Genomic DNA, 22387 nt, shown 5'->3' on the forward strand with positions numbered 1-22387 from the left:
CATCTTGAAAAATATAAAAAGATATCATACATATCTATATGGAAATTAAAAACTCAACCTAACTTAGGCTAATAATAGCAAATCAAAGATAGGTAGAAACACGCATTATTTTTTTATATATATGCAATATTTTGACCTTAACATCGAAAGCCAAGATCCTAAAAATCGGATCTTGGCTTTCGATTGGTTATTTTAACCTCTGCTAACTGTAAAATGGAAATATCTTCATCTAAACTCAAGCCTGCTGGGAAGCCACCTTCACTTAGATGATACAGTTTGGCACCTACTTAAGTCGTTGACCTTAAGACGTGACTAATGCAGATGGCTTGAATAGACAGCATCTCTTATTTCAAATCATTTAACATGCCTACAATCAAAGTAACTGCTTCAGCTCTGGTTGCAGCAGCATTAGGATTGAATTTTCCAACTCCATTTCCTTTAATCAGGCCTGCTGCTTCTGCAGTTGCCACATAAGGCTTAGCCCATGCTGGCACTTGATCCGCATCTGTAAACGTCAGAGTTGCATTTGGATGTACTTCAAGACCCCGTGCACGAACAATCATAACAACGAGTTCACTTCTGGTGATATCTTTATTCGCACGGAATGTACGGTCTTCATAGCCTGAAATATATCCAGCTTTAGCAAGTGCTTGAATGTATGGCTGTGCCCATACTGGTGTTTGACTTTGATCCGCGAAAATAAACCCTTTATTTACTGGTTCCAACTTTAGCGCTCTAGCTAACATTGCTGAAATCTCACCGCGAGTTATCGTAGCATTCGGCCTAAAGGTTCCATCCTCATAGCCACTTACAAAACCAAGCTCAACTGATTTTTCAATGGAAGCCTTCGCCCAATGATCTGCGATATCAGACAAATCTACTTTAGGGTTTGCTGGTTTAGTAGGTTTTACTGGTTCAGCTGGTTTAGGTTTAGGTGTTGGTGTCGGCGATGTTGGTGTTGGATCCGCTGATGGCGTCGATCCGCCACCTACCGGTGCATCGTCTTTATACGTTGCTGTTACTTTAACTGCTTCACCTGGCATGATGAACGTATACATGTTGTTATTCGTTGTATCTTGGGTCAACGTCAAGCTTGCTGGCGTAACGATCCACTTGTCGAACACTTTACCCACAGGCGTATCTAGTACTACAGTTACGGTTTCACCTTTCTTAGCAGTCTGTTTATCTGCTGTTGCACCTTCCACGGTTACGGTGTAAGTCTTGCCGAGATCAAATGTTGCCGTGTACGTCTTACCGAGCGATCCCGAAGTATTGACTTCAATGCTAACTCCATCTTGTATCGGTGTAACTTTCATCCCCGTATCTGCAGTTAGCAATGTCAAGTTCGGTTGAGGGACTTCAATCGTCACTGTGTTCTGCTTTTGCGTTGGATCGGATATCGCAATTGTCATTTCGCCACGCTCTTCTTTCATGATGACCGTAGCTGCAGATTTAGCTTGGATGCTTCCTGCAGTATCCGCACTCCAGAAGTTCGCAGCTGTGATGCCAAGCTGCTTATTGCTAACGGCCTGTACGGTTGATGTATTGCTAAGCACTTCTACTGCCGGTTGTTCACTATAAGCTTGTGTTTGTGCCGTTGTCTTACCTGGAAGCAGCACATATTCGTAACTAGCGGCTTGTGGATTATTCCCATGATCAAAGGCAATGCTGGCATAGTTGCGCGTGAGCTTATCTTGCGATTGACCGTTGTTAATGTCATACCAAGAGCCTGTTCTCGCCTCGCGAACGACATGGAGTGTGGGTGCAGTTGGGAAGTAATAGCCCATATCCGCACCAGAACCTGCACCATTGCCCGCCAGATGCGCCCAGTTTACATCATCAATATCTGCCGCATAATCCAATGCTGTAGGCACCTGTACACCGTTAATCACAAAGGCGTTATCACCGCTGCTATTCAACTTGCGATTATCAACAATCGTTTCTACCGATTTTGTAGCGGCCGATGTTTTACGAATATCTGTACCGAGTGCAACAATTTCATCATCGAACATGAACCATGATTTCTTACCACTTAAATCACTGCCCGTTACTTTCGTTAATGAGGAATCCATGCCGCTTGCACTATATAAATGATCTAGTGTTGCACCGCCAACATGGCTTTTCGTATTGTAATAGTACGCCCATTCGCCCGGCATCTTTCCTTCTCCAGATCCGTCTGTTGTTGTTCCTGGCAGACGGAAACTGTTAACCGTTGCCCAAAATCCATCGCGATATTGCAATAAGTCTTCGTTATAGATATAGGTCATGCCAAGACCGGTATCCCAGCCTTTTACATTTTCTTTATTGCCCATTTCAAAGGCAGAAATGCGGTCTGAGAACATGCTTAGCCCAAAAGCGTAGTTCGGACGATGATGCGCGACACGGGCCATACCGTTGAACATATAACTGCTCGACAATTCACCGCGTGGTGCGACAGTATCATCGTTCATCACTTTCTTCAGCAACATCACACTATAAATTGGCAAGCCTTTATAGTAATCATTAAAGGTTGTATCCTTGCTTACCCATTCCTTAACCATACTGCGAATATTAGCGCTAACCTCTGGTGGTGCACCCTCTGCTAAACTTGCTAAAGCTACAATCGTGCCGCGAGCCGTACCCGAGTCTTTTCTGGAGATCCCCCGCCCGTTTACCATATCCATGTACAGACCTTTGTAAATAACTGGTTCGAATGTATCACTTGCCCACTTATAAATGTTAGCCACACGTGGATCAGTCACAGGCCATGGTGAAGTGTTGAGCAAATAAGTGATGTCCGCCGTGCGGCTGAGCCAGACTGCACCATAGCCAGCAGTGTAAGCGATATTCGCATGCTGCACCAGTGAACCATCCTCATATACACCATCACCTTTCGTGACATAGTTAAATTCGGAACCAATCGAATCCCGTCCTTGCGTAATTTTAGCGCTATTTCTACCAATTACGCCGCGAAGAGTTACAACAAGTGCTTTGTCCAGCAAATTGCCACCGGTTTCGATCACGGAGCTATTTTGCACCCGCTTTGTTGGATTAGGACAATACTTATCAATTGTCCGCATGAAGTTGCCTATTTGCTGATCGTTCAACTCATCATACATAAGGATCAAACAATCATTTAACAACTGCGGTGCACCGATTTCAAATCCCCACCAGCTGCTGGCGCTGCTGTAGGATAAACGCTCGTTATAACGCTTAGCGTACATCCAATCCAGGGCACCTATAATTGCATCCCGCAGCTGTGGATTGTGATAGAAACGGGAAGTTCCTGTATTGTAAGCGGTTGCAATTGTCTTAATACGAGTAAACTCGCTAACGATGTTGTTGGCATGCTGCTCCTTGGTATCGGCGCTATCGACAAGATCCGACCATAAGTATCTGCGGCTGCTATCATTAGCACTAAGCGTATCAAGATAACCCGTCTTAGCGGCATTGGATACATTATTGTCCATCTCAGCTACTAGTGCCAGAATAGCGGGATCAGAAGCGAGGTTATCGTCTACAGCTCCTACTAACTTCTGCTTCCAGCGTTCACGCAATTGGTCGTAAGCAGCCGCTGTCTCTGTAGAGTCTACACCAATGGTACTTTGTGCCTTTATCATCTGGTTTTCTGTCGCAACAGTGATTGTTGCCACGCCCGCTGCAACTGCTGTTACCTTACCAGCTTGATCAACAGCAGCTACGTTCTCATCACTAGTACTCCATATTACTTTGGGAGATGGCAGGTTATTTGGAGTGACGGTTAATGTTAGCGGCTTCGTCTCCCCAACCGTCATCATCGTTGCCGTCGGTTCAAGCGCTAACCCCGTTATGCCGTCATATTCCTCCAGCCGAATGTTATCAAACCACACTTTGCCGGTGCTATTTTCTAAAAACAATTCAACAAAAAATTTGGCACCACCAGCCGGCACCGTTATAAAAACTTGCTGCATCGTCCAATCGTTCGTACCATACACCTTCGTTGAAGTAGGTCCATCTATTAATTTTGTGTTAGAAGGATTCAGCACAGAAGTGCGGAAATAAGCACCGCTGCCACCTGCAATATTTTCGGTTTTATACCACACTTGCAGGCGGTACGATTTCCCAGCCTCCACGGGTGCCTTAGCATTAATCGATACACGGCTTGTCCCGGAAGCATCTATCAGCATCGATTGCTGACCACTATAAGAATCATAGGTAGCGACCGTTACACTTACTGTCCTACCAGCTGGTTTACCAGAACCTACAGGAATCCATGTGTCCCAATTGACAGGTGCAGGGTTCGTATCCGTATATTGAGTCCAAGTACCGCTCGGCGCTGCTGTTGATTCGAAATCACCATTCGGAAATAAATTAGCAACATTTGATGACATCGCTACACCTGTGCCAACAGGCAAGAACGTGACTACTATCGCAACTACTAGTAACAAACTTAGTATTTTTTTCATCACTCTTCACCCCTTCTCTGAGCACCATATAGAAAAGGCGTCCCTCTTCCCACTATTTGTACTTTATATAGCATGGAATATAGAGACGCCTAGTTTCAGCGGATTTCTATTTATTATATTACTTACAAATCGTTACTTCTTCTCTTTTTCATTAATAATCTTCGTTGCTTCTTCAACCATCCATGCTTGTACTTTCTCAATTGGCTCCGTGCTAAGCATAAATTTGCTGAAGCCATCGTCGATAACTTTTGTTAAATCAGCACTCGAAGTGGTAAGGACCTTGGAAGCATCCAAATACTTAATATCGGCGCCAAACAGCGTGTTCTTCAATGACTCTACATCGTACTTGTCCGTGTTTTTACCGATCATGCGCTCCAATAGTTTTGTCTGATCTGCTTTCTTCCAACCGGAAAACTCTTGTCTATTGGCTGAATCTGCTGTAGACATGAAGCGCATCAGCTTATATGACTCTTCCTTGTGCTTCGTTGTTGAACCCATTGCTAATTGTGAACTGCCAACGAAGTATTTACCGCCCTCATAATCTTTAGGCAAAGCATTCTTTGGAGGCAAAGGAACTGGCGCGAAAGCAGTCACAAAATCATGTGGGTACTGCTCAAGATTGCCTGGATCTGGAATCGTGAAGCTGCCTGACATAATCATCGCTGCACTACCACCGAAGAATTCACTGCGATAGTTAAGCTTAGATGCTAGCACATCCGCATAGGGTTTCGCTGACTTATCAACACTTTCCATGTCTTTGCGCAATTGGAAGAAGTACGGATAGGTTGGGTCAGACAGAATTGTGCTGCCATCGTCATAGCGGAACGGATCTTTCATTACCGTTTGCGCTGGGGCATTCATATACAACTCCCACGTATGGAAGTATGTTCCGTATCGTTTGTCTACACCTTCACCTTTTGTCAGCTTCTTCGCATACTCACGATAGTCATCCCATGTCCAGCCGAATTTAGGAACGGGCAGTCCCGCTTCATCCAACGCATTCTTATTGAGCATGACATAGGTATAACCTGATGTATATGGCATCCCGTAATATTTGCCGTCTACTTGCGGATTTACATAATACTCATCTTCCGCTTTCAAACCTTCTTTATCATAGAATTCATTTAGTGGCGTAAATGCACTGCGAACTGCTCTTTCAACGACCGCTGAAGTACTTGGCAATTGAACGACGTCAACTTCATCTCCTGACGAAATAAGGAAGTCCAATTTCTTTAACATTTCCAATGAATTACCTGGGACGAGCACGACATGTTCCACTTTAATACCAGGGTTAGCTGCTTCAAACTCACGCAGCATTGCGTCTGTACCCTCTTGTTGAGCCTCATTGTCCCAGTTATAGTACTTAAGGGTCACTTCCTTCTTCTCTGTACCGTTCGATTGTGCGGATTCGTCAGCTTTGTTTCCACAAGCGCTTGTAAACATCATTAATGCTAGTAGTAGGCATGTGGACAGAAGAAAATAACGTTTACTTTTAGTTGCCATGTGCAACTTCCCCCTAAAATGAATGATAGTAAGCTTTGAGTCAAGGCCTTGTTAGCGCTTACAGACAGTATATAACGTTTGCAAATTGCCTGCGTGTATAATTTTGTGCTTGTGCGATAACGATTTTGACTTATTAGAAGACTCTAAACTAGAGATGTCTACAGATTTATCTTATCATGAGTCTGTATTGCTTACCCTTTCACACCACCAAGGGCAATCCCACTAATAACTTGTCTCTGTAAAACAATAAACACAATCAGCAGAGGAATAATCGCTGATACTGCCGCCATCATCATAATCGCATCGTTGGTCGTATAATCATCCCTAAACAAGGTCATGCCTAGTGGAACGGTATACAAAGATTTCGATTGCAAGAAGATTAACGGATTTTGATAATCATTCCACGACCAGATGAACTTAATAATCGCCACCGTCGCGATTACAGGCTGACAGAGCGGAAGCATAATCGAAGTGAAGCTGCGCAGGTGCCCTGCACCGTCAATTTTAGCAGCTTCCAAAATATCATCACTCACACCGGCCATAAACTGACGCAACAAGAATGTAAAGTAAATCGAAAACATACCCATCAATATTAGCGCTGCATGGGTGTCATATAGTCCCAACCAACGAATAAGCATGAAGCGAGGAATGAGCGTCGCTTGATCAGGAATAATCATCATGGCTAACAGCCCGGCAAATACAAGGTTTCGACCGCGAAATTGTAGTTTCGTAAAGGAATAGGCTGCCATCGTTGATATAAGTAACGAGAGTAAAGTAACGATAATTGCCACTTTAATTGAGTTGAAATAAATCTGACCGAACGGTACCTTTTGCATCCATACTGCCTTGAAGTTATTGACAAAGTTAGTTGCAGATGGAATCCATTCAATCGGGAAGCGCATGACATCTTTTTCAAATTTAAACGCTGACGACACCATCCATAATAATGGAAAGATAAAAAGTATAGACAATGCCCCCATTAACACGGTAGCGATAATTTTAGTAATCTTATTACGTAAGGTTAGCATCGTATTCTCCCTTTCTATTAAAATGATTCTTCTTGGCGCATCTTCCACGTTGCCGCAGTAATCAGACCGATAATCGCAAATAACAGCCAAGAGATTGCAGATGCATAGCCCATATTGTAGTTGACGAAACCTTCTTGATAGATGCGGAATACAATTACTGTTGATGAATTATCAGGACCGCCTTCGGTCAAATACGAAATAATATCGAACACTTTAAATGAACCAATAAGCATCGTAATAAGCAAGAAGAACGTCGTTGGACGGAGCAGCGGGATCGTGATATTGAAAAACTTCTTCAGCCCCGTCGCCCCATCAATTTCTGCCGCTTCATATAATTCTTCGGAAATATTGGACAATCCCGCCATGTATATAATAATCGTGTAACCGAGCCCTGCCCACGCACTAATAATAGCGACCGCGATTAGTGATGTTTTCGGATCAACGAGCCATTTCGGAGGATTCGATATACCAAGATCCATTAGAAATTGATTGATAGGGCCTAGTGAAGGGTGGAACAAGATGCTCCACACTGCTGCCACAGCGATAATCGAAGAAATGTAAGGTATAAAGAATACGACTTTAAAGTAATCCTTAAAGTAGACTTTACTATGAATAACAACTGCTAATACAAGTGCAAGCGCAATCGGAATTGGCACAGTTAACACCGTATATACTAAGTTGTTATATAATGCCTTCCAAATCGTTGGGTCTTGAAATAAATGAATGAAGTTTTGCAGACCAGCAAATTTAATACCTGATACCCCAGATAATAAATCCCAATCTGTAAAACTTAAGTACAATGAAAACCCAAGGGCAAATACATTAAGCATTAACATACCCACTATTTCTGGCAGTAAAAACAGCCAACCAACTAATGCTTCCTTTCTCCGTGGCGACCAAAATTTTTTCACTCCGCTCTCCGCCTGCTGTTTTGGAAGCTGATAACTTGATTTTGTCTCTTCCACTTTTTATGTCACCTCAGCTTATAATTTGTTGACTTCATCATAATTCGCAGGCAAGGGAGAACAAAGGATGGATTATGACCTAGTGTGGGTAAAATTTTGACCTTTGTCATTTATGGAAACATGCAACCGAGTTGACTAAAGAATAGTAATACCATGGTCTCTTAGTGATCTTGATCAATTTTTCACAAACGATTGGAGATTGATTGGGGAGTAGTTGTCCTATAGATTGAATTCTAGAAATAAAAGAAATGTAATGTAAACAGAACAGCGGCCCCTACTTTTCAATATAGGGGCCGCCATCACTCTTTTTCGCAAGATTGAGATTCACTTGCTATTACATATTTGATTTGTGATCTTATCTAAGGCAGAAAACTTTTACACCAACCGCAACTAACTCTCAACCAAAAAGGTAAGAATCGAAAAATTAAGCTAATTTCCAAATTGTTAGAATAAATTAAACTATTGCAAGCAAGAACTATCATAAGTAGTATTAAAATTCTTGCCTATTCATGAATATTTTCATAGGTCTTGATTTTTAGAAATCACAGAAGATAATTCTTTAATCCAATCACTTTTCAATTCTTTTCCAAATGATTCCTGATAAACTTTTGCTTTAATCTGTCTCATCTCTTTTTCTAAACCGCCTTCTGATCCTTGAAGGATTTTTAAGTCTGCATCAGATAAAGGTTTGCTTTTGGGTGCAACATAGTTTCGATATATAGAAGTTTCCATACGCCAAGCGTAAAATTCTGCTGAGAACTGACCCTTCATATTGTTTAACATCTGAATGCCCGGAACATCAAGGTCCCCAGAATAGTAAAGAACGCAGCTTGGATTTGCTGCAAGACATTTTTCTATAAATACTTTAGAAGCAGTTCTTGCCTGTCCAATAGTACAAAGTAAAACTGGAAAATCTGGAGGAAGTTGCTCTAAAGAAAATTTGTTTAGTTTAAGAAAATGAATGGTTTCATCAACGAGATAAGAAATGACAGCCGGATTTTCGATAATATATATGGATGAGTATTTTGGTAATTGCTTCATCTCTTCGATTTCGCGTAAATTTAACGTACGAGGAGAGGTCCCTTTAACTAGATGGGGTACAAAAACATGTGAAATGGAACTGAGATCATCGTCCCGAACGTCGAAATTCCTATAAATTTGACGTTCAAACAAATACTCTGGTAATACTGTCATTTCGTTATCAACATTTTCACTTAATTTTAGACTTAGGTTATTTATATCATATAGGGCACTCCATAATAATCTTCCTATTGAATTTGTTTTATCAAAGGCATGTGAGTCTTCAGTAACATAAGCAGCGAACATAGGTAATCTAATTTTCCCAGTAGAAATCCCACATTTCTCAAACATTTCTTCTTTTCTCATGAGTAAATGCCATAAAGCGCTCAGACATGTTAACAAGTCTGAATAGGCATTTGTGCCTCTGTTAAAAACAGTTCTCAAAACCTTATAACCTTTGGCATCTCCTTCCTTCAATCTTTGAAACCAGTTAAATGTCTTTTGAATAAAATATTCAAGTTCAGTATTAGAGATATTGAATTGGGTAATAAAATCTCGTTCTACTCGTACAAAAAGATTAGTCCAGGCCGAAAGTCTTAACTCTCTTTGTTCGCGTTTGGTGGTAAGTTGATGGCCGTAATATAACTCCAACAATTCAAGCAGTGAAACCAAATATCCTGCTTCTATGGCCGCTGTTTCAAAGTCGGCGGCTGGGAAACGTGGTCCCTTGTAGCGAACACCAAGAAAACCGCGCAATGCTTTTTCCTCTTCTTCGGTAGGCCGCATTTGCACCGTACCGAATGCCCCGTAGCTTTCAAACTTTTTACGATACAAGTCAAAAAGGCGGCCAAAGCCGCCGCTGCGCCGAAATATCTCGACAAGTTGTCTGTTATCCTGCATTGCTGGAACGCTCCTCGATACTTTGCTCTAGCGATAGATGATGTTTTTCTTTGCCGTCCCAATAGTAACGTGCAACAGCAAGCACAGGGGAATCCACAGGGCGAAGAATTTGAGCAATGGAGAGTTCATCTACCGTTTCGTAACAGCCCCACAGCACCTGGGAGTTCATAATATAATCGAACTCAAAATCGTGTACGAGCTGGAACATCTGCGCAATATTTTCGCTGTCGATGCCTGCAAACGCCTCATCCAATGAAATGATACGCGGCGCATCAGGTGCGGCGTATGAATATTTGGCCGCGATCGCCGCAAACAGAGGCGAGTAGATACTCATCGCCTTTTCCCCGCCGCTTAGCTCCCCGAACACCTTGTTCGTAAAGCGCTCCTCCGGAATGCCCTTGCGCGTGATGAACATGTTAAAGCGGAACCATCTACGGTAATCCAGCGCATTCTTCATTTCTTCAAACATGGAAAAACTCGCATCGTCCTTGCACTTTTTGCGGGCTTCATTGATCTTGGACGTGAAGTGCAAGCGCACTTTTTCCTTTTGCAACGGAGTCAAGTAAATGGACTCTTTAGATAAGTACGACAGCAGTTCCGTTGTCGAAATTTGGTCTTCTTCTTTGCTTGTGAGAGGAACCCATTCAAGCCGCATCTGGATGGTGCCCGTCACACGCTGCAGCATCACGTTCGCGTCTTGTTCCCAGCGCTTCGCAGCCCGCACTTTCTCATGGATCGCGGTACCAACGACGTCAATAAGCACCTTTTCAAACAGCTTCTGCTCCTCTTCCTGAATATGCCCTGAAATGAGCTTTAGTTGAGCATCTACATCACTGTGTACTTCACGCGGCGTGCTCTCCACATGCTGGGGCGAAAAGACCAAGAATTGCCGCGAGCAGTGCTGTTCAAGGAGCTGCCAGTACGGGTCTTCCTTGTCTTTGGTCTGAATCTCAAGCAAGATCGTGCGCCGCGACGGCTTAAGATTATAATCTATAAGTTCGCGCTGCGCGTGGCCTTCTGCCTCTTTTAGCGCCGAAAGCACCACATCCGCCGAAAGTGCCTTACACGTCTCCTCCAACGCCTTTACGACCTGGGAAGCGCTCTGTTGAGAACATACAAAACCGAGAGACAGCTCCTCTTCGTATAATTTTTTCCACGCATTGAGCAGTCGCAGCCTCTCTTCCATCATCGGTTGCTCTTTTGCTAGATTTTCTACGAGACGGTGGATGTTAATCTCCACTCCCTGTATTTGTTTACGATAAGAGTCCAACAGCTCATCTGCCACCAACGTCGCCTTTCTCGCTTCCTCAATTTCCTGTTTCACATCCGTATCGCCGAGAGCCTGAATACTCTTCAGATACATTTCTTCATAGGACTTGTTCTTCTCGATATCCCGCTCGAGATCTGTTTTCTCATCTGCAAGGTACTCATAGTCGTCTGCCAAACGTTCTATCTCCGATGTAAGGTCTGACAATGACTGATTCGCATCAAGCCACGCGTTGTGCACCACGCGAAGCTCAGCGAGCGCTTCTTTGTATTGTGCAATATCGCCGAGAGCCTGCTGATAGCTGGCGTGCGTAAGCGGGAGCTCCAGATCCAGCGCTGCATAATGGAGCGCATTGCGGGCGACTTGGGTCTCGTTGCGATACTCGCGCAGTTCGGTTTGGAATCTTTCCACCCAGGAAAACTGGTCGGCTCGCTCCCGATTCTTGTTTTCATAGTGGGCAAGGCAAACTTTTAACCCTTCTAGTGACGGGAACATATCCCGCTCCATGTGAAGCAGGCGCTGTTGATTTTCAACGGAAAAGCATTCCGATTCCAAATCACATTTTCTATTTATGAGTTCGTCACGCAGCTTTTGCAGTTCTCTTAACCTACGTGCACGAATTTGTTCCCGAGCGGATTTCCCGATGTACGCATCCTCGTATCGAGGTGCCATCCCCCCGACCATGCCGCTTCGGAATTCCCCCGTTTCAAGCACATATCCTTCTTCATGAGGAACAATAGATATGGTTTGCAGCACGGCGCTGATGTCAGCCTCAGAAAGCCCGTTAGTCGGCGTCGAGCGCAAATAGGCAAGCAGATTTTCTTCTTTGTAAGATCCTTTTTGTACCACGGTCATGGAAGCAGATACCATTGAACGATCGCTTTCATGCACAATAAGCGCCGTTAGGAGCCCCGCACGAGTAATAGCGCCTTCGATGGCTTCTTTCACGGAAGGCTCTATGTGATCCAAAAATTCAACCGTCTCGTAAAAATAAGCAACGCGAATCTTCTTTGTGCGCAAACGCTCCATTCCTACCACCTCAGAAGCAGTAAGATCGGGTTCTATCTCCGTTTGAGCAGACAACTCTTCCAGCTTTGTTTCCGTTTCCTCAATTTGCTTTTGTATAAGGCCGATGGAGGCCGTAAGGTTTGCTCGCTCTTCTTGAAGTGCGCTAAGACGTTTGTTATACAAACTGTTGAACCAATCCGTAACCGCCTCAGGGGAAGAGTCATCCAGAAGGTCGCCAATCCCTTGCAAAATTTCCTTCGCTTCGAGAAGCTCGGTAGGTTGAACCTGAAATTGTCGTGCTCCTTCTACCCATTCTAAAACGGCGTGTTCGAATGAGGTAGCGCATTTAGCAATTTCTTTCTCCAAGTCATGAATCTCTGCCTCGATTTCTATTACGCGCTCTTCTTGGGCCGCCACACGTCGCTGCATCTGATCCTCATGTTCGAGGCGAGTTTGCAAGGAATGAAGTTGGCTCGCGATGTCCTGTACTTTGCTGTGATACTCCTGAAGGGTTTCTTGCCAATTTTTAAACCCTGCGTCTGAGAAACTTTTTAGGCTGTGTTCAAAGTGCTGACGCAAAGCGGTGTGGGGCGAGAAATAGGCCCCCTCCGCTAGTGACTCCATCACCGCAAGCGCATCTTCGCGACTTTTGGCAGCTTTATATTCTTTTCCCTCACTTTGCTTGATCCGATCCTCCACCTGACGTTGCTGTCTTTTATTCTTCTCCATGGCTTCGGCCTTACCTTGCAGTTTGTCCTCTAACTCCTGCAAAGTTTCCTTTATCTTTGCTAGCTCTTCCTCCATTGTAAAGAGGGGGTGACCTTGTAGGTAAGCGATTTTTCTCTGGAGAGTTTCTTTAATGTTAGTTTGTTCCGTTTGTTTCCTCTCCAGTTCTGTTAAGTTTGCCAACGCCGCAGCTTCAGCAATTTTATAATCCTTGATGCGCTTCATAGATTCATCAACCCGCTTCTCGAAGGCTATGAGATGCTTCGCTTTCTCATATAGATAAAACTGGTTGTATGTGTCGTACGCGTCTGCCAACACCGTAAGAAAACCGAGTTCGCGGCCAAACCGAGTTTTCTTTTCTTGCAGGCTATCCATGCTCTCCAACGATGAGGAGAGCGGGGCTAATTCAGATTGCGATAATTCTGGAAGAGCATCAGAGAGAACGTTAGACACCTCGCTCGCTTTCACAGCATTGGAAAGCTTCGGACTTCGGAGCTGGAGCAGCACGCCGATCAGTTCTTTGAATTCCTGCGTGGTTTTAAACCCATAGATTGCTTGATTCACGATCTCCACATAACGCTGCTGGCTTTCGGTGACTTCTCCATCCCCGTCAATGCGGTTCGCCAAGTCTGCCCTGGTAAGAGGAAACTTTTTAACTTCCCCGTTTACAATCTTTTCATCATACAGCTGAATCTCATGCCCAATGCGCTTGTTACGGAGAATGAAATACCATGTGCGCATGGTGTTGTCGCTTTCCCGCCGTTTTCCATTCAAGCCGATGCCAACGGTTACAAAGGTGTCTCCTTTGCGGTACTCCATGTAGAGATATCCTGTGCCTTCCTCGCGCTTTGATACATGCTTATTGCCGAGCAAAAGATCGATCATCCGCCGTTCTTGCGAACCGAATGGGTCAAGGCGCGACGGTCGCTTATCACCGTCAAGCAAAAACGGTACTGCCATGGTAGTGGATACTGATTTACCAGAACCATTAGCACCGCGGACAAAAAGACGTCCATTGCTAAATTCAAAAACAGTTTCACCGTGATACCAGAAATTTAAGAGACCGAAGCGATTCAAATGGAACGTGCTCATCGCCTATCACCTCGTCAATATAGATTAAGATACGTATTCTCCTGTAATGCGACCCGCAGCGGAATAAAATACAACCTGCTTATCCGTAAGCGCTTCCGCCATATGAAAGTCAGACATATACTCCATAACTTCTCTCCAAATGATGCTGACGGGGCGTTCCGTAAACGATTTGGTCCACCCGTGGCTATGCAGCTCTTTGATCTCTTGAAACCATTTGATCGCTTCATATTCCGAACATAGAACACGGCCGTTATGATCGAGAACTACTTCTTGGCCGTTTACCTTATCCCATATGAGGGTTGCATATTGCACGGCTGCATTTGAAACCTGCTCATCTTTTGGGTAATAGTCTCCGTAACGGTTTTCTGCATGGGTGAGCATCGTCGTGCGATGGTAGCGTTCGAGGTGCCAATATTCAAACGGTCCTGAAATCATTGCGTTCAGTTTCTCCAACTCTTCCTCATCTTCCAAAAGCTTAGCTTCCTCTGCTGACAATTCGTCATCATATACGGCCGATTCTAAAAAGAATCTGCGCAGAAGCCGCTGTCTCGGAGTTGTGCCATTGGCGATCTCTTTCGCAATATGCTCTTCCAACTGGCTACGATTTTGGATTTTGCTTAGATCAAAAAAGTACAGCGGTGAGAAATGACGGAAATATGGCGTGGTCTGAAACAACACATCATGCTTTTCATCATCTCGAAACCTGTCAATGTCACGGTCTACAACATAGACGAGCCTTAATTTCACGCAATGCTGCAGAACATCTGCAAAGGCCCTACGGTGCGAACGCTCCTCCCAGGCGAAAGGAACGGCTACTTCAGGATAATACATACGGAGAGCATCACAAGCATTTTGCAAAGTAAACTGCTGATCTTCCCCTTTGTCTTCAAAGTATGCAAGGACGCAGCAAAAAAAAATATAGTGGAGCGACGTTGTAAAGTCGCCAATACCCATAAACGGCTTTGACAAGACGGGAATTTTCTCTAGTTTGATAAATTCATTACGCAGAATTAAACGATATCCGAAGTATTCGCGCACCATTTCGGCAATATCCGCTTTTCGAGCGAGAATCTGAAAATATAGGTCAGCCTGCGTATCCCGATGAATCCAGTGATAATGAAACAAAGCTTCAATGCATTCCTGAAGAACCAACCAATCTTTATCCATGCTGTTCCTCCCTAAACACGAATTCGTAATCATTCATCGTCAGTGTACCATCAGTGGAACGCAGGCGAATACGCTTGTTGGAACGTATCCTAAGATAAAATCGGCGCCCGTCCTCCGTTCGGCTTTTTAAGCCTTTTGTAATCATGGCTTGTCCCAATAACTCTAGCAGCAAATCCCGCACTTCGGGATACACGACACCAATCTCATCCAACGTAATTTTGCCGTCCTTGATCAGGCTGTTGAATTGTTCCTGCACCATCCGCTTTTTCTCCAGATGTTCCTTAACCAGAGACATCTGTGCAAAGGGATCTTCGTATACAGGCAGTTTGGTGCGTCCGTTGCGGTTCCCAGGCGTCTTTTTGTTAAGCGACAGTTCGAATGGATCACACTCCCACACATGCTTAGTGTTATCATCTTCGGATTTTTGGGGGACTAAGAAGTGTTTTGTGGTCGAAGCGCCAAACATCGCGCCAGCAATAACATGGCAGTCCCGCAAGTCCGAAGTGTTCGCAAAAATACGGGCCAGTTCCAAATAATCATTCTTTCGGCTTTTAAAGTAGTTGAATTTATCGCTGATTTGATCTGCAATTCGCACAATTTTTTGTATGGTGCCGCGGGTTTGCTCGATGAGAAACCGGGAACTCGCTTTGCGGCCGTTGACCTCTAAGAACCACCCTTTAAAACCGAGCCATTCTGCCCTTCTTCGCTCAAAGGCAAGCTCCGCCTCAAACGTTTCATCAATCTGTTGCTCTGCTTCGTAAGAAACAATCGCTGAAATAATGTGCTCGATCTCACTTTCATCGATAAACCCGAGACGCTCCTCGATCAAATCTTTCTTCTCCATAATGCCTACCACGAAGTCGCTTAATAGACGTACAAATTTTTCTTTGTACGGCAAAAAAGACTCCGTATGAATTAGGCGTTCATATGGTTCACTGTTTACGTGCGATAAAAAGTCGGCAGTACCGTTGCGAAGGGCTTCAAATCGGGACATGAGATCTCGCCAGATATTGCGGATATCTCCCAACGTCCCGTTGTTCGAAGGCCTCCACCTACGAAGTTTGGTCAGGTCTTCTAAAATATGATCCGCCAAAACGCGCTCGAACGATCCACCGCGGATCGCCTGCAGATTATGCTGCATCTCCTCCAGCGTACGTTCGAGTGAAATGGTATATTGTGTGACCTCATAATAATTCTTGCGTTTATAAAAATCCTCGATCCGCTGTGCATGGGATTCGTCTTGATGGACGATCAAGTTATTCCATCTCACGAGCGCCTTGAGGTCTTCTTCCAATTCCTTTTCGGTGTAATCCGTAAAGTGAGAGCCAAACTGCTCTGACGTGACTAATTCTCGATACACTTCATCTGGGAACATGTAAGAGTTATATTCCTGACGGTACTTTTGATAGAAAACGTAGCAGATGGGACGGTATCTTTCTGCTTTAGGAGCAGAAAGATATGTGGCCTCTTTTACGGGATGTAATAGAAAACTCATTCGGGAACCTCCTTTCTAAGACTGTTATGAATGTATCTACTCTGGAGACTTAGGCTCAACATACTTGTCAAGACTCTAAGGATATCCCAACCTGCGGCCGCTAATTCTTGAATATGAGGTTCATAACCGTAGTAAGTGGCAGCGAAGCATAATAAGTGCGTTGGTCTAGTCATACCAACATAAGCCATATTAACGCAAGGTATTGTACGCTGCTCCTTAAGCTGACTTACCCAACCTGTTGCTTTATAAATAGTTCTTTTCATCTGAACCGAGATTAATCGAATAGCATTGCGCACTCTTATAAAGAATAAGATTTTTTCAATGAAACCTTTGACGCAAGCATTGTACTATGTATGTGTCGTTAAAATAAGCTGGATGCCTAAATTCTCTGACTCCTGTTGTAGAAATTCAATTAAGCGAAGTTGAGCTTGTGGATGAATATGAGCTTCTATTTCCTCAACCAAAGCGATCTTTAGTCCCGAATAGTTTTCGCGGTTTAATAGTAATAGTTCAACGGCAATAAATAATAAATTTGGGGAACCAAGCCCCGATTTATTTGTATAGAGCTCCAAACTTAATTTCAAGGATGGTTTTTAATTTTAGGTCAGTTATGGAAAATAAGGAGTTCAAAGGTGATGTAATTGGTCGTAAATTCTTTCAGATACGTATTAATTTGCGTTATTAATTGCTTGCCATTCTGATCTTCTAGATTCCCATCATCGATTCCAGCCTTAACGTCATAGAAAACGCGTCTTCCTTTGCGTATTCCTTTCAAAAATACCTTCAAATAATATTTTTGTTGTTCTCCGTCACTTTCGAAACTTAATCACTCAAAGAAATTCTTTGCCTCATGCGGCTCAATAAAACGAAATAAACATTGGATTTCCAATGTATCGGTTCTATTTCCTCTAATGTTTTGTCAGCAGGCATATGAAAGTCATTATATTCAAGTTAGTCATTGCTATGAGTAGTTAAATCAACTTTATGGCATCTATAATGGCATTTCCAGAATCATTTCCCCCTACGATCAAGTTGAGCACAGCATTAAAAGTTACATGTATACTCGGCTTCACCTTGTTCGTCTCCGGATCTTGATCACCGCATCCATATTTTCTAAAAATTCCAGAGCACATATTACAAGACTACCTTATACTCGACTCAATTCTACAAAATAGATTTCGACAGATTATGCAAGATTTCCTTTTATGCATAAGGAAGCTGTTGGCACCTACTCCGCGCGTAAGTTAAATAGTACTCCGAAAGAAATAAACCGGCAGATTCTTCTGCTGGCTGGCTTTGAGGGTTATCCGCTTGTCCTGACCCTTTTGCGGATGCCAGCCACCTTCGGGAGTCATGACACCGAGATGTTTGCCCATGGTATTATAGACCTCTACCTCGCTATGCAAAGCGTCCTTATGATAATAGTAACCCTGCGCATCCCAGTAGATTCGCTGATTCTTTTTCGCATGTTGGCGGCTCGAAGTGCCATAAGGATGGGATATTATGAACCCGGGATGCTAGTCCAGTCAGTGCTTGTCTTCGCAGGAAAGAAGCGAGGCGGATGCCTGCCACTTTCAGTAGATTGTGGGCCAAAGCCGCAAGCCCAAACTCGACGTGAACCTTTTGGAGGCCCCATAAGGAAAAGCGACGGAACGACAAATTCCCCTTGATGTGACCAAACACGCTCTTTACCTCCACTTTACGTCGAGCATAGATTGCGGATTTTTCGTCATCCTCAATTGCTATTTTTGCTTTCGCCTTTAACTCCTCCCACAACGTGTTCCAGTGTATCTGGCGTTGCCTTTTGCTTTCGTGCATGCGGGCTTGAACGGACAAATAATGCAGTCTTCACATTCATAGATCTTGAAGCTTTGCTCCAGACCGGAGCGCGTCTTTATCATCTGATACTTCTTAAACCGAACATACCGGCCATTCGGGCAAACAAAACGGTCATCCAGTTCTTCATACGTCCAATTCGATGCATGCCGGATGTCCTTCTTTGAAGTACCCCCTTAGAATAGACATTGGAAAAACCCCATGGTTTAACGATGAATTCTAGGGGTGCATTTCATCATTGGCGATGTGTTTTTATGATGTTCTTCACTATTTGTTCATTTACATAGTATGAAATTTCTGACTCCCATTCAAATCGATCCCGAGGGCGATCGGCAGCAAATAATACACGGCGAGGACAATGATCAATGTGGCAAATATGTTTATGCAAACTCCGATTCCCGCCATATTTGTAAATTTTATTTTTCCCATACCAAACATAATTGCATTAGGCGGTGTCCCGATAGGCAACATGAAGGCTCAGTTCGCTGCCATGGAACTAGGAACCATCAAAGTGAACGGATGAATATGTAAGGCAACTGCCAGCGCAGCGACAACAAGCAAAATCATCGTTGCGGTGGCTGTGATTGAGGTGATCTCAGTCATCATCATGATCAATAGTGTCGCGCATGAGATTATGACTATCAGGTAAAACCGTTAAGCATTATCAGCTGCTCCCCCATCCAGTCGGACATATTACTGGAACGGAAGCCCGCGGCAATCGCAGCCCACCACCAATAGAAGAAGCACTCCCCATGGAATATCTTTAGAGTCGCTCCAGTTCAAAATCCGGGAGCTCGTATCACTTTTAGTGGGAATTATAAATAATAGTATTGCAGCCGCAATTGCGATCATCCCATCCGAGATGCCGGGGATCGTTACAAGCAAACCGCCATCTCCCCATAAGAACCCGCGCGTAATCCACATAAAGGCAGCAAAGACAAATACAAGGTCGACCATGCTGCGCTCGCTCTGAATTAACTCCTTTCCGCCCGGAAGCTGGCTGATTGAGGTTTTGAACTTGATTTTTCCCAAAATAAGGATGACGACAGGAACGGCAAACAGCATCTAATCGACAAAGGAGATGGAAATTCCGAATAGTTCATTCATCTGGGCGACCAGAATAATGTTGGACGGTGTGCCTATAAGTCTTCCGAGCCCACCGATTGTGCCCGCATAGCCGATGCCAAATATTAGAGACTTCTCAAATTTCGGCAGATCCTTTTCATCCGGTTTACCTACCAAGGTAGTCGCCACTTGAGCCGTAATCGCTAGTCCCATCGGAATCATCATCATGACGGTTGCCGTATTAGAGACCCACATCGACAAAAATCCCGTCGCAACCATAAAACTAAGCAAATGCGCTGCGTACTCGTTCCGATGAGCGAAATAATAGACAGTGCTAATCTTTTATGCAAATCCCACTTTTCCATCGAGATGGTGATAAAAACCAGCTAATGTTTGTCAAGCTATCCCCTTGGTTATTTAATGAATTACTGATACACTGGTTTTTGAGCATGGCAAAAAAACTCCATTGCCGTGGAGTTTTTTAGAATTGAATAAGTTGTTTGGTAAGGCCGGCCTCTATTCAAGATAGCGTAAATGTATGCAGTAGCTTGTTGGCGCAAGCGATCACTGTTACCTTGTAGGACTTGCTTTCTTTCTTTTTCCGTTCATAGTACGATGCTAATCTTCTATTATTTCCCTGCCGAAGTCCACACTGCACCGCTATATATAACGATCTACGCAGACGTTTTGACCCGCGCTTCGTTATTCGGTTACTGTTAGCTGTAAATTTCCCTGAACTATGCACACTCGGATCTAGTCCAGCATAAGCTACCAGCTGCTTAGCATGTCTAAACTGCTTAATATCTCCTATCTCTGCCACTATAGCCGCTGCAAGCTTTTCTCCAATCCCAGGAATGGATTTCAATAAATCCACTTCTGGTAGCTGAACAAATATCTCCTCCATTTGCTGTTCTAACTGCTTCAATTGGGCTTGAAATGTTAGAAGCAGCGTAATCATCCCTTTCAGCGCTTCCGTTTGAGAAGGACTTGTCCTCTCTTCCTTCCACTTGCCTAATAACTCTTCTATTCGTATCGACTTCTCTCTTATCCAGCTTTGACTGCGAGATCTCCCAGCATATTTTATTAGGACTTTCTCTATAATCTCCGCCTCATCCATTTGTACTTGCAGACAGCTCTGCAGCACTTGTAGTGATGTAGCCGAGTATAGGTCGCTAAACACTCCTTCATAAGCCGGAATTACTTGATCTAACAATGCCCTAGTGTTGAGCTTGGCTTGCACATATAACGATGTAACAAACTCATGCTGGCGGGTTGCGTGTTGAAGTTCCGTGTACGACTCATCCCAGATTCGGTGTGGCAAAGCATCTCCTCTGTAAAACATTTCGGCTAAGCTCCAAGCATCTGCGTCGTCGGTTTTTACCTTACGAAGCCCCATTCCTTTTGCTCGCTTGGACTGTAGTGGATTTAGAATGATATGACGAATGTCCTTCTGAGTCAGGTAACAAACGCCCCCTCGGTGATAATGCCCTGTAGCTTCCATAATAACTACCGGCTCCGCTCCTGTCCTTGTTTTTAATTCTGCACACAAAACACTGAGCCACTCAAACCCCTGCTCGTTATGATAAATCTGTTTCGCTTTCCCATAGGGCTCATTTCTCCGTAAAAAAGCTTGAATGACACTGTTTCCCTTTGATACATCCATTCCTATTACCGGTAGTACCATAATAACCTCCTGAATGATACTCACCTGCACTCCCACGATGGCTCCAAACCCATAGCTTCGCATGTGATACGGGATCTTCAAAGTCCCAACCAGCTCAAACATGGTCATTGGGGGTGGTGGGAGAACAGTTTTTATTCCGGGTTTTCCCAAAAAAGCCGCACGTTCTCCCGACTACCGCCATCTTAATACACCTACAAAAATAGGCCAACCAGAAATTCTGGCTGACCTAATAATACGAAAAGCCGCCTAGGAACATAAAAATGATATTGCCGTAGGTAGAAGCGACGTCGTTGCCTTTCATCGCTCCTGTTACAGGCAGCAAGATAAGTGGCGGCAATGATGTAGCCAGAATCGGTATCGCCTCGGTAATCTACCACACAGTAATCCATAAGGTGGCGCAAAAACGGATCTCCCTTCCATTGATAAACCCTCAGGTTGAAAAAAGAATATCGTTAGCATAAACAATAAAGGTCCTAATATGAATCCGACCAGTTGACCTGGGGGTATAAGATGTATTGATTTTGCCTTCAGGTAAAATGCCCTGCTGTTTCATTACCTCGCCGGCGCTGGATACCGTCAATACCTTTTTCGCTCGCTTATGTTGTACCCAAAGGCTGTGCCAAGCGGATATAACTAACTTTTTCATTATCCGCCTCCATTTTTAAGCTCTTTTACAAATCCCAACATAAATTTTTTTAGTGCAAACCCTATAATAGTTGAATGATAATGAGCTGTTGAAACTGCGCAATGAAGTTTAGCAATATAACAGTAATCGCAGTTATTCGAGCATGTTTCATCCATCGGGTGAAGTCTATAGATTTATACGGATTAGGCTTTCGGTGAGGAATTTCTTCATCAGCTTGCGGATTCGTTTCAAGTTATAAGTAACATTGAACTCATTCTCTAGGATCATCTTGATAGAGCGTGAGCCTTTTTGGTATCCTCTGCGATTAAACGATTCCTTGATGAGTTTTCCTGCCTCTTCGTCCAAATGAGCCCGCTCTATTCGGGAATTTGCTGCTTTTAGGCATTTGATCAAGAAGACTAATTTTCGCCTCTTGCTTCGCACTCACTTCTTCAGGGATTAACACAGACCACTTAAATTCCTCAGGGTAGGTAATTGATTTCCGCTAATTTTTCTTCATTCAAAAAAGATACCCACAGCCTGAACACCTTTTTTTCTTCGTGTCCAGTCTATGGGTACCCG

At 43.9% G+C, this 22387-nt stretch carries 15 protein-coding genes and 2 pseudogenes; all 17 read right to left on the bottom strand.

The genetic code is table 11. The annotated features are described in order from the left end of the window. Positions 1–344: 344 nt before the first annotated feature. Complete coding sequence (locus ABN764_RS26145; RefSeq protein ID WP_446673548.1) at positions 345–4424, bottom strand: polysaccharide lyase family 8 super-sandwich domain-containing protein; 4080 nt, start codon at positions 4422–4424, stop codon at positions 345–347. Positions 4425–4556: 132 nt separating this feature from the next. Then, positions 4557–5927, bottom strand: coding sequence for an ABC transporter substrate-binding protein (locus ABN764_RS26150; RefSeq protein WP_021254838.1), 1371 nt, complete (start codon positions 5925–5927; stop codon positions 4557–4559). A 191-nt stretch (positions 5928–6118) separates the two neighbouring features. Continuing rightward, on the bottom strand, positions 6119–6955 hold the full coding sequence (locus ABN764_RS26155) for a carbohydrate ABC transporter permease (RefSeq protein WP_021254837.1): 837 nt from the start codon (positions 6953–6955) through the stop codon (positions 6119–6121). Between the two features lie 17 nt (positions 6956–6972). Beyond that, positions 6973–7920: a carbohydrate ABC transporter permease gene (locus ABN764_RS26160; RefSeq protein ID WP_021254836.1), complete on the bottom strand. Its 948-nt coding sequence runs from the start codon at positions 7918–7920 to the stop codon at positions 6973–6975. Between the two features lie 519 nt (positions 7921–8439). Next, positions 8440–9840, bottom strand: a complete 1401-nt coding sequence (locus ABN764_RS26165) for a TIGR02679 domain-containing protein (protein WP_446673549.1) — start codon at positions 9838–9840, stop codon at positions 8440–8442. Continuing rightward, positions 9830–13918, bottom strand: a complete 4089-nt coding sequence (locus ABN764_RS26170) for a TIGR02680 family protein (RefSeq protein ID WP_446673550.1) — start codon at positions 13916–13918, stop codon at positions 9830–9832. Before ABN764_RS26170 ends, ABN764_RS26165 begins: the two co-directional genes overlap by 11 nt. A 39-nt stretch (positions 13919–13957) precedes the next feature. Next, positions 13958–15100 carry a TIGR02678 family protein gene (locus ABN764_RS26175; protein WP_446673551.1) on the bottom strand — a complete coding sequence of 381 codons (1143 nt, stop codon included), beginning with the start codon at positions 15098–15100 and terminating at the stop codon, positions 13958–13960. Continuing rightward, positions 15093–16595, bottom strand: coding sequence for a TIGR02677 family protein (locus ABN764_RS26180; protein ID WP_446673552.1), 1503 nt, complete (start codon positions 16593–16595; stop codon positions 15093–15095). The genes ABN764_RS26175 and ABN764_RS26180 overlap by 8 nt, the downstream gene beginning before the upstream one ends. A gap of 347 nt (positions 16596–16942) precedes the next feature. Beyond that, a complete protein-coding gene (locus ABN764_RS26185) occupies positions 16943–17179 on the bottom strand; it encodes an AAA family ATPase (protein ID WP_446673553.1) in 237 nt (78 codons plus the stop codon). A gap of 660 nt (positions 17180–17839) precedes the next feature. Beyond that, positions 17840–18001 (bottom strand): hypothetical protein, encoded by a 162-nt coding sequence (locus tag ABN764_RS26190; protein ID WP_446673554.1) that lies wholly within the window; start codon positions 17999–18001, stop codon positions 17840–17842. A gap of 7 nt (positions 18002–18008) precedes the next feature. Continuing rightward, positions 18009–18496: pseudogene (locus ABN764_RS26195) on the bottom strand (transposase). Positions 18497–18710: 214 nt separating this feature from the next. Then, positions 18711–18902 (bottom strand): anion permease, encoded by a 192-nt coding sequence (locus ABN764_RS26200; protein WP_446673555.1) that lies wholly within the window; start codon positions 18900–18902, stop codon positions 18711–18713. Between the two features lie 222 nt (positions 18903–19124). After that, complete coding sequence (locus ABN764_RS26205; protein ID WP_446673556.1) at positions 19125–19496, bottom strand: hypothetical protein; 372 nt, start codon at positions 19494–19496, stop codon at positions 19125–19127. Continuing rightward, positions 19497–19751 carry an SLC13 family permease gene (locus ABN764_RS26210; protein WP_446673557.1) on the bottom strand — a complete coding sequence of 85 codons (255 nt, stop codon included), beginning with the start codon at positions 19749–19751 and terminating at the stop codon, positions 19497–19499. It abuts the gene before it with no gap. Between the two features lie 242 nt (positions 19752–19993). Next, a pseudogene (locus ABN764_RS26215) lies at positions 19994–21180 on the bottom strand (IS110 family RNA-guided transposase); the annotation flags it as partial. 430 nt (positions 21181–21610) lie between these two features. Continuing rightward, positions 21611–21826 (bottom strand): hypothetical protein, encoded by a 216-nt coding sequence (locus ABN764_RS26220; protein WP_446673558.1) that lies wholly within the window; start codon positions 21824–21826, stop codon positions 21611–21613. Positions 21827–21991: 165 nt separating this feature from the next. After that, positions 21992–22249, bottom strand: coding sequence for a helix-turn-helix domain-containing protein (locus ABN764_RS26225; RefSeq protein WP_446673559.1), 258 nt, complete (start codon positions 22247–22249; stop codon positions 21992–21994). Between the last annotated feature and the right edge of the window lie 138 nt (positions 22250–22387).

The organism is Paenibacillus wuxiensis (genome assembly GCF_040195695.1).
Taxonomy (GTDB): Bacteria; Bacillota; Bacilli; order Paenibacillales; family Paenibacillaceae; genus Paenibacillus_B; species Paenibacillus_B suaedae.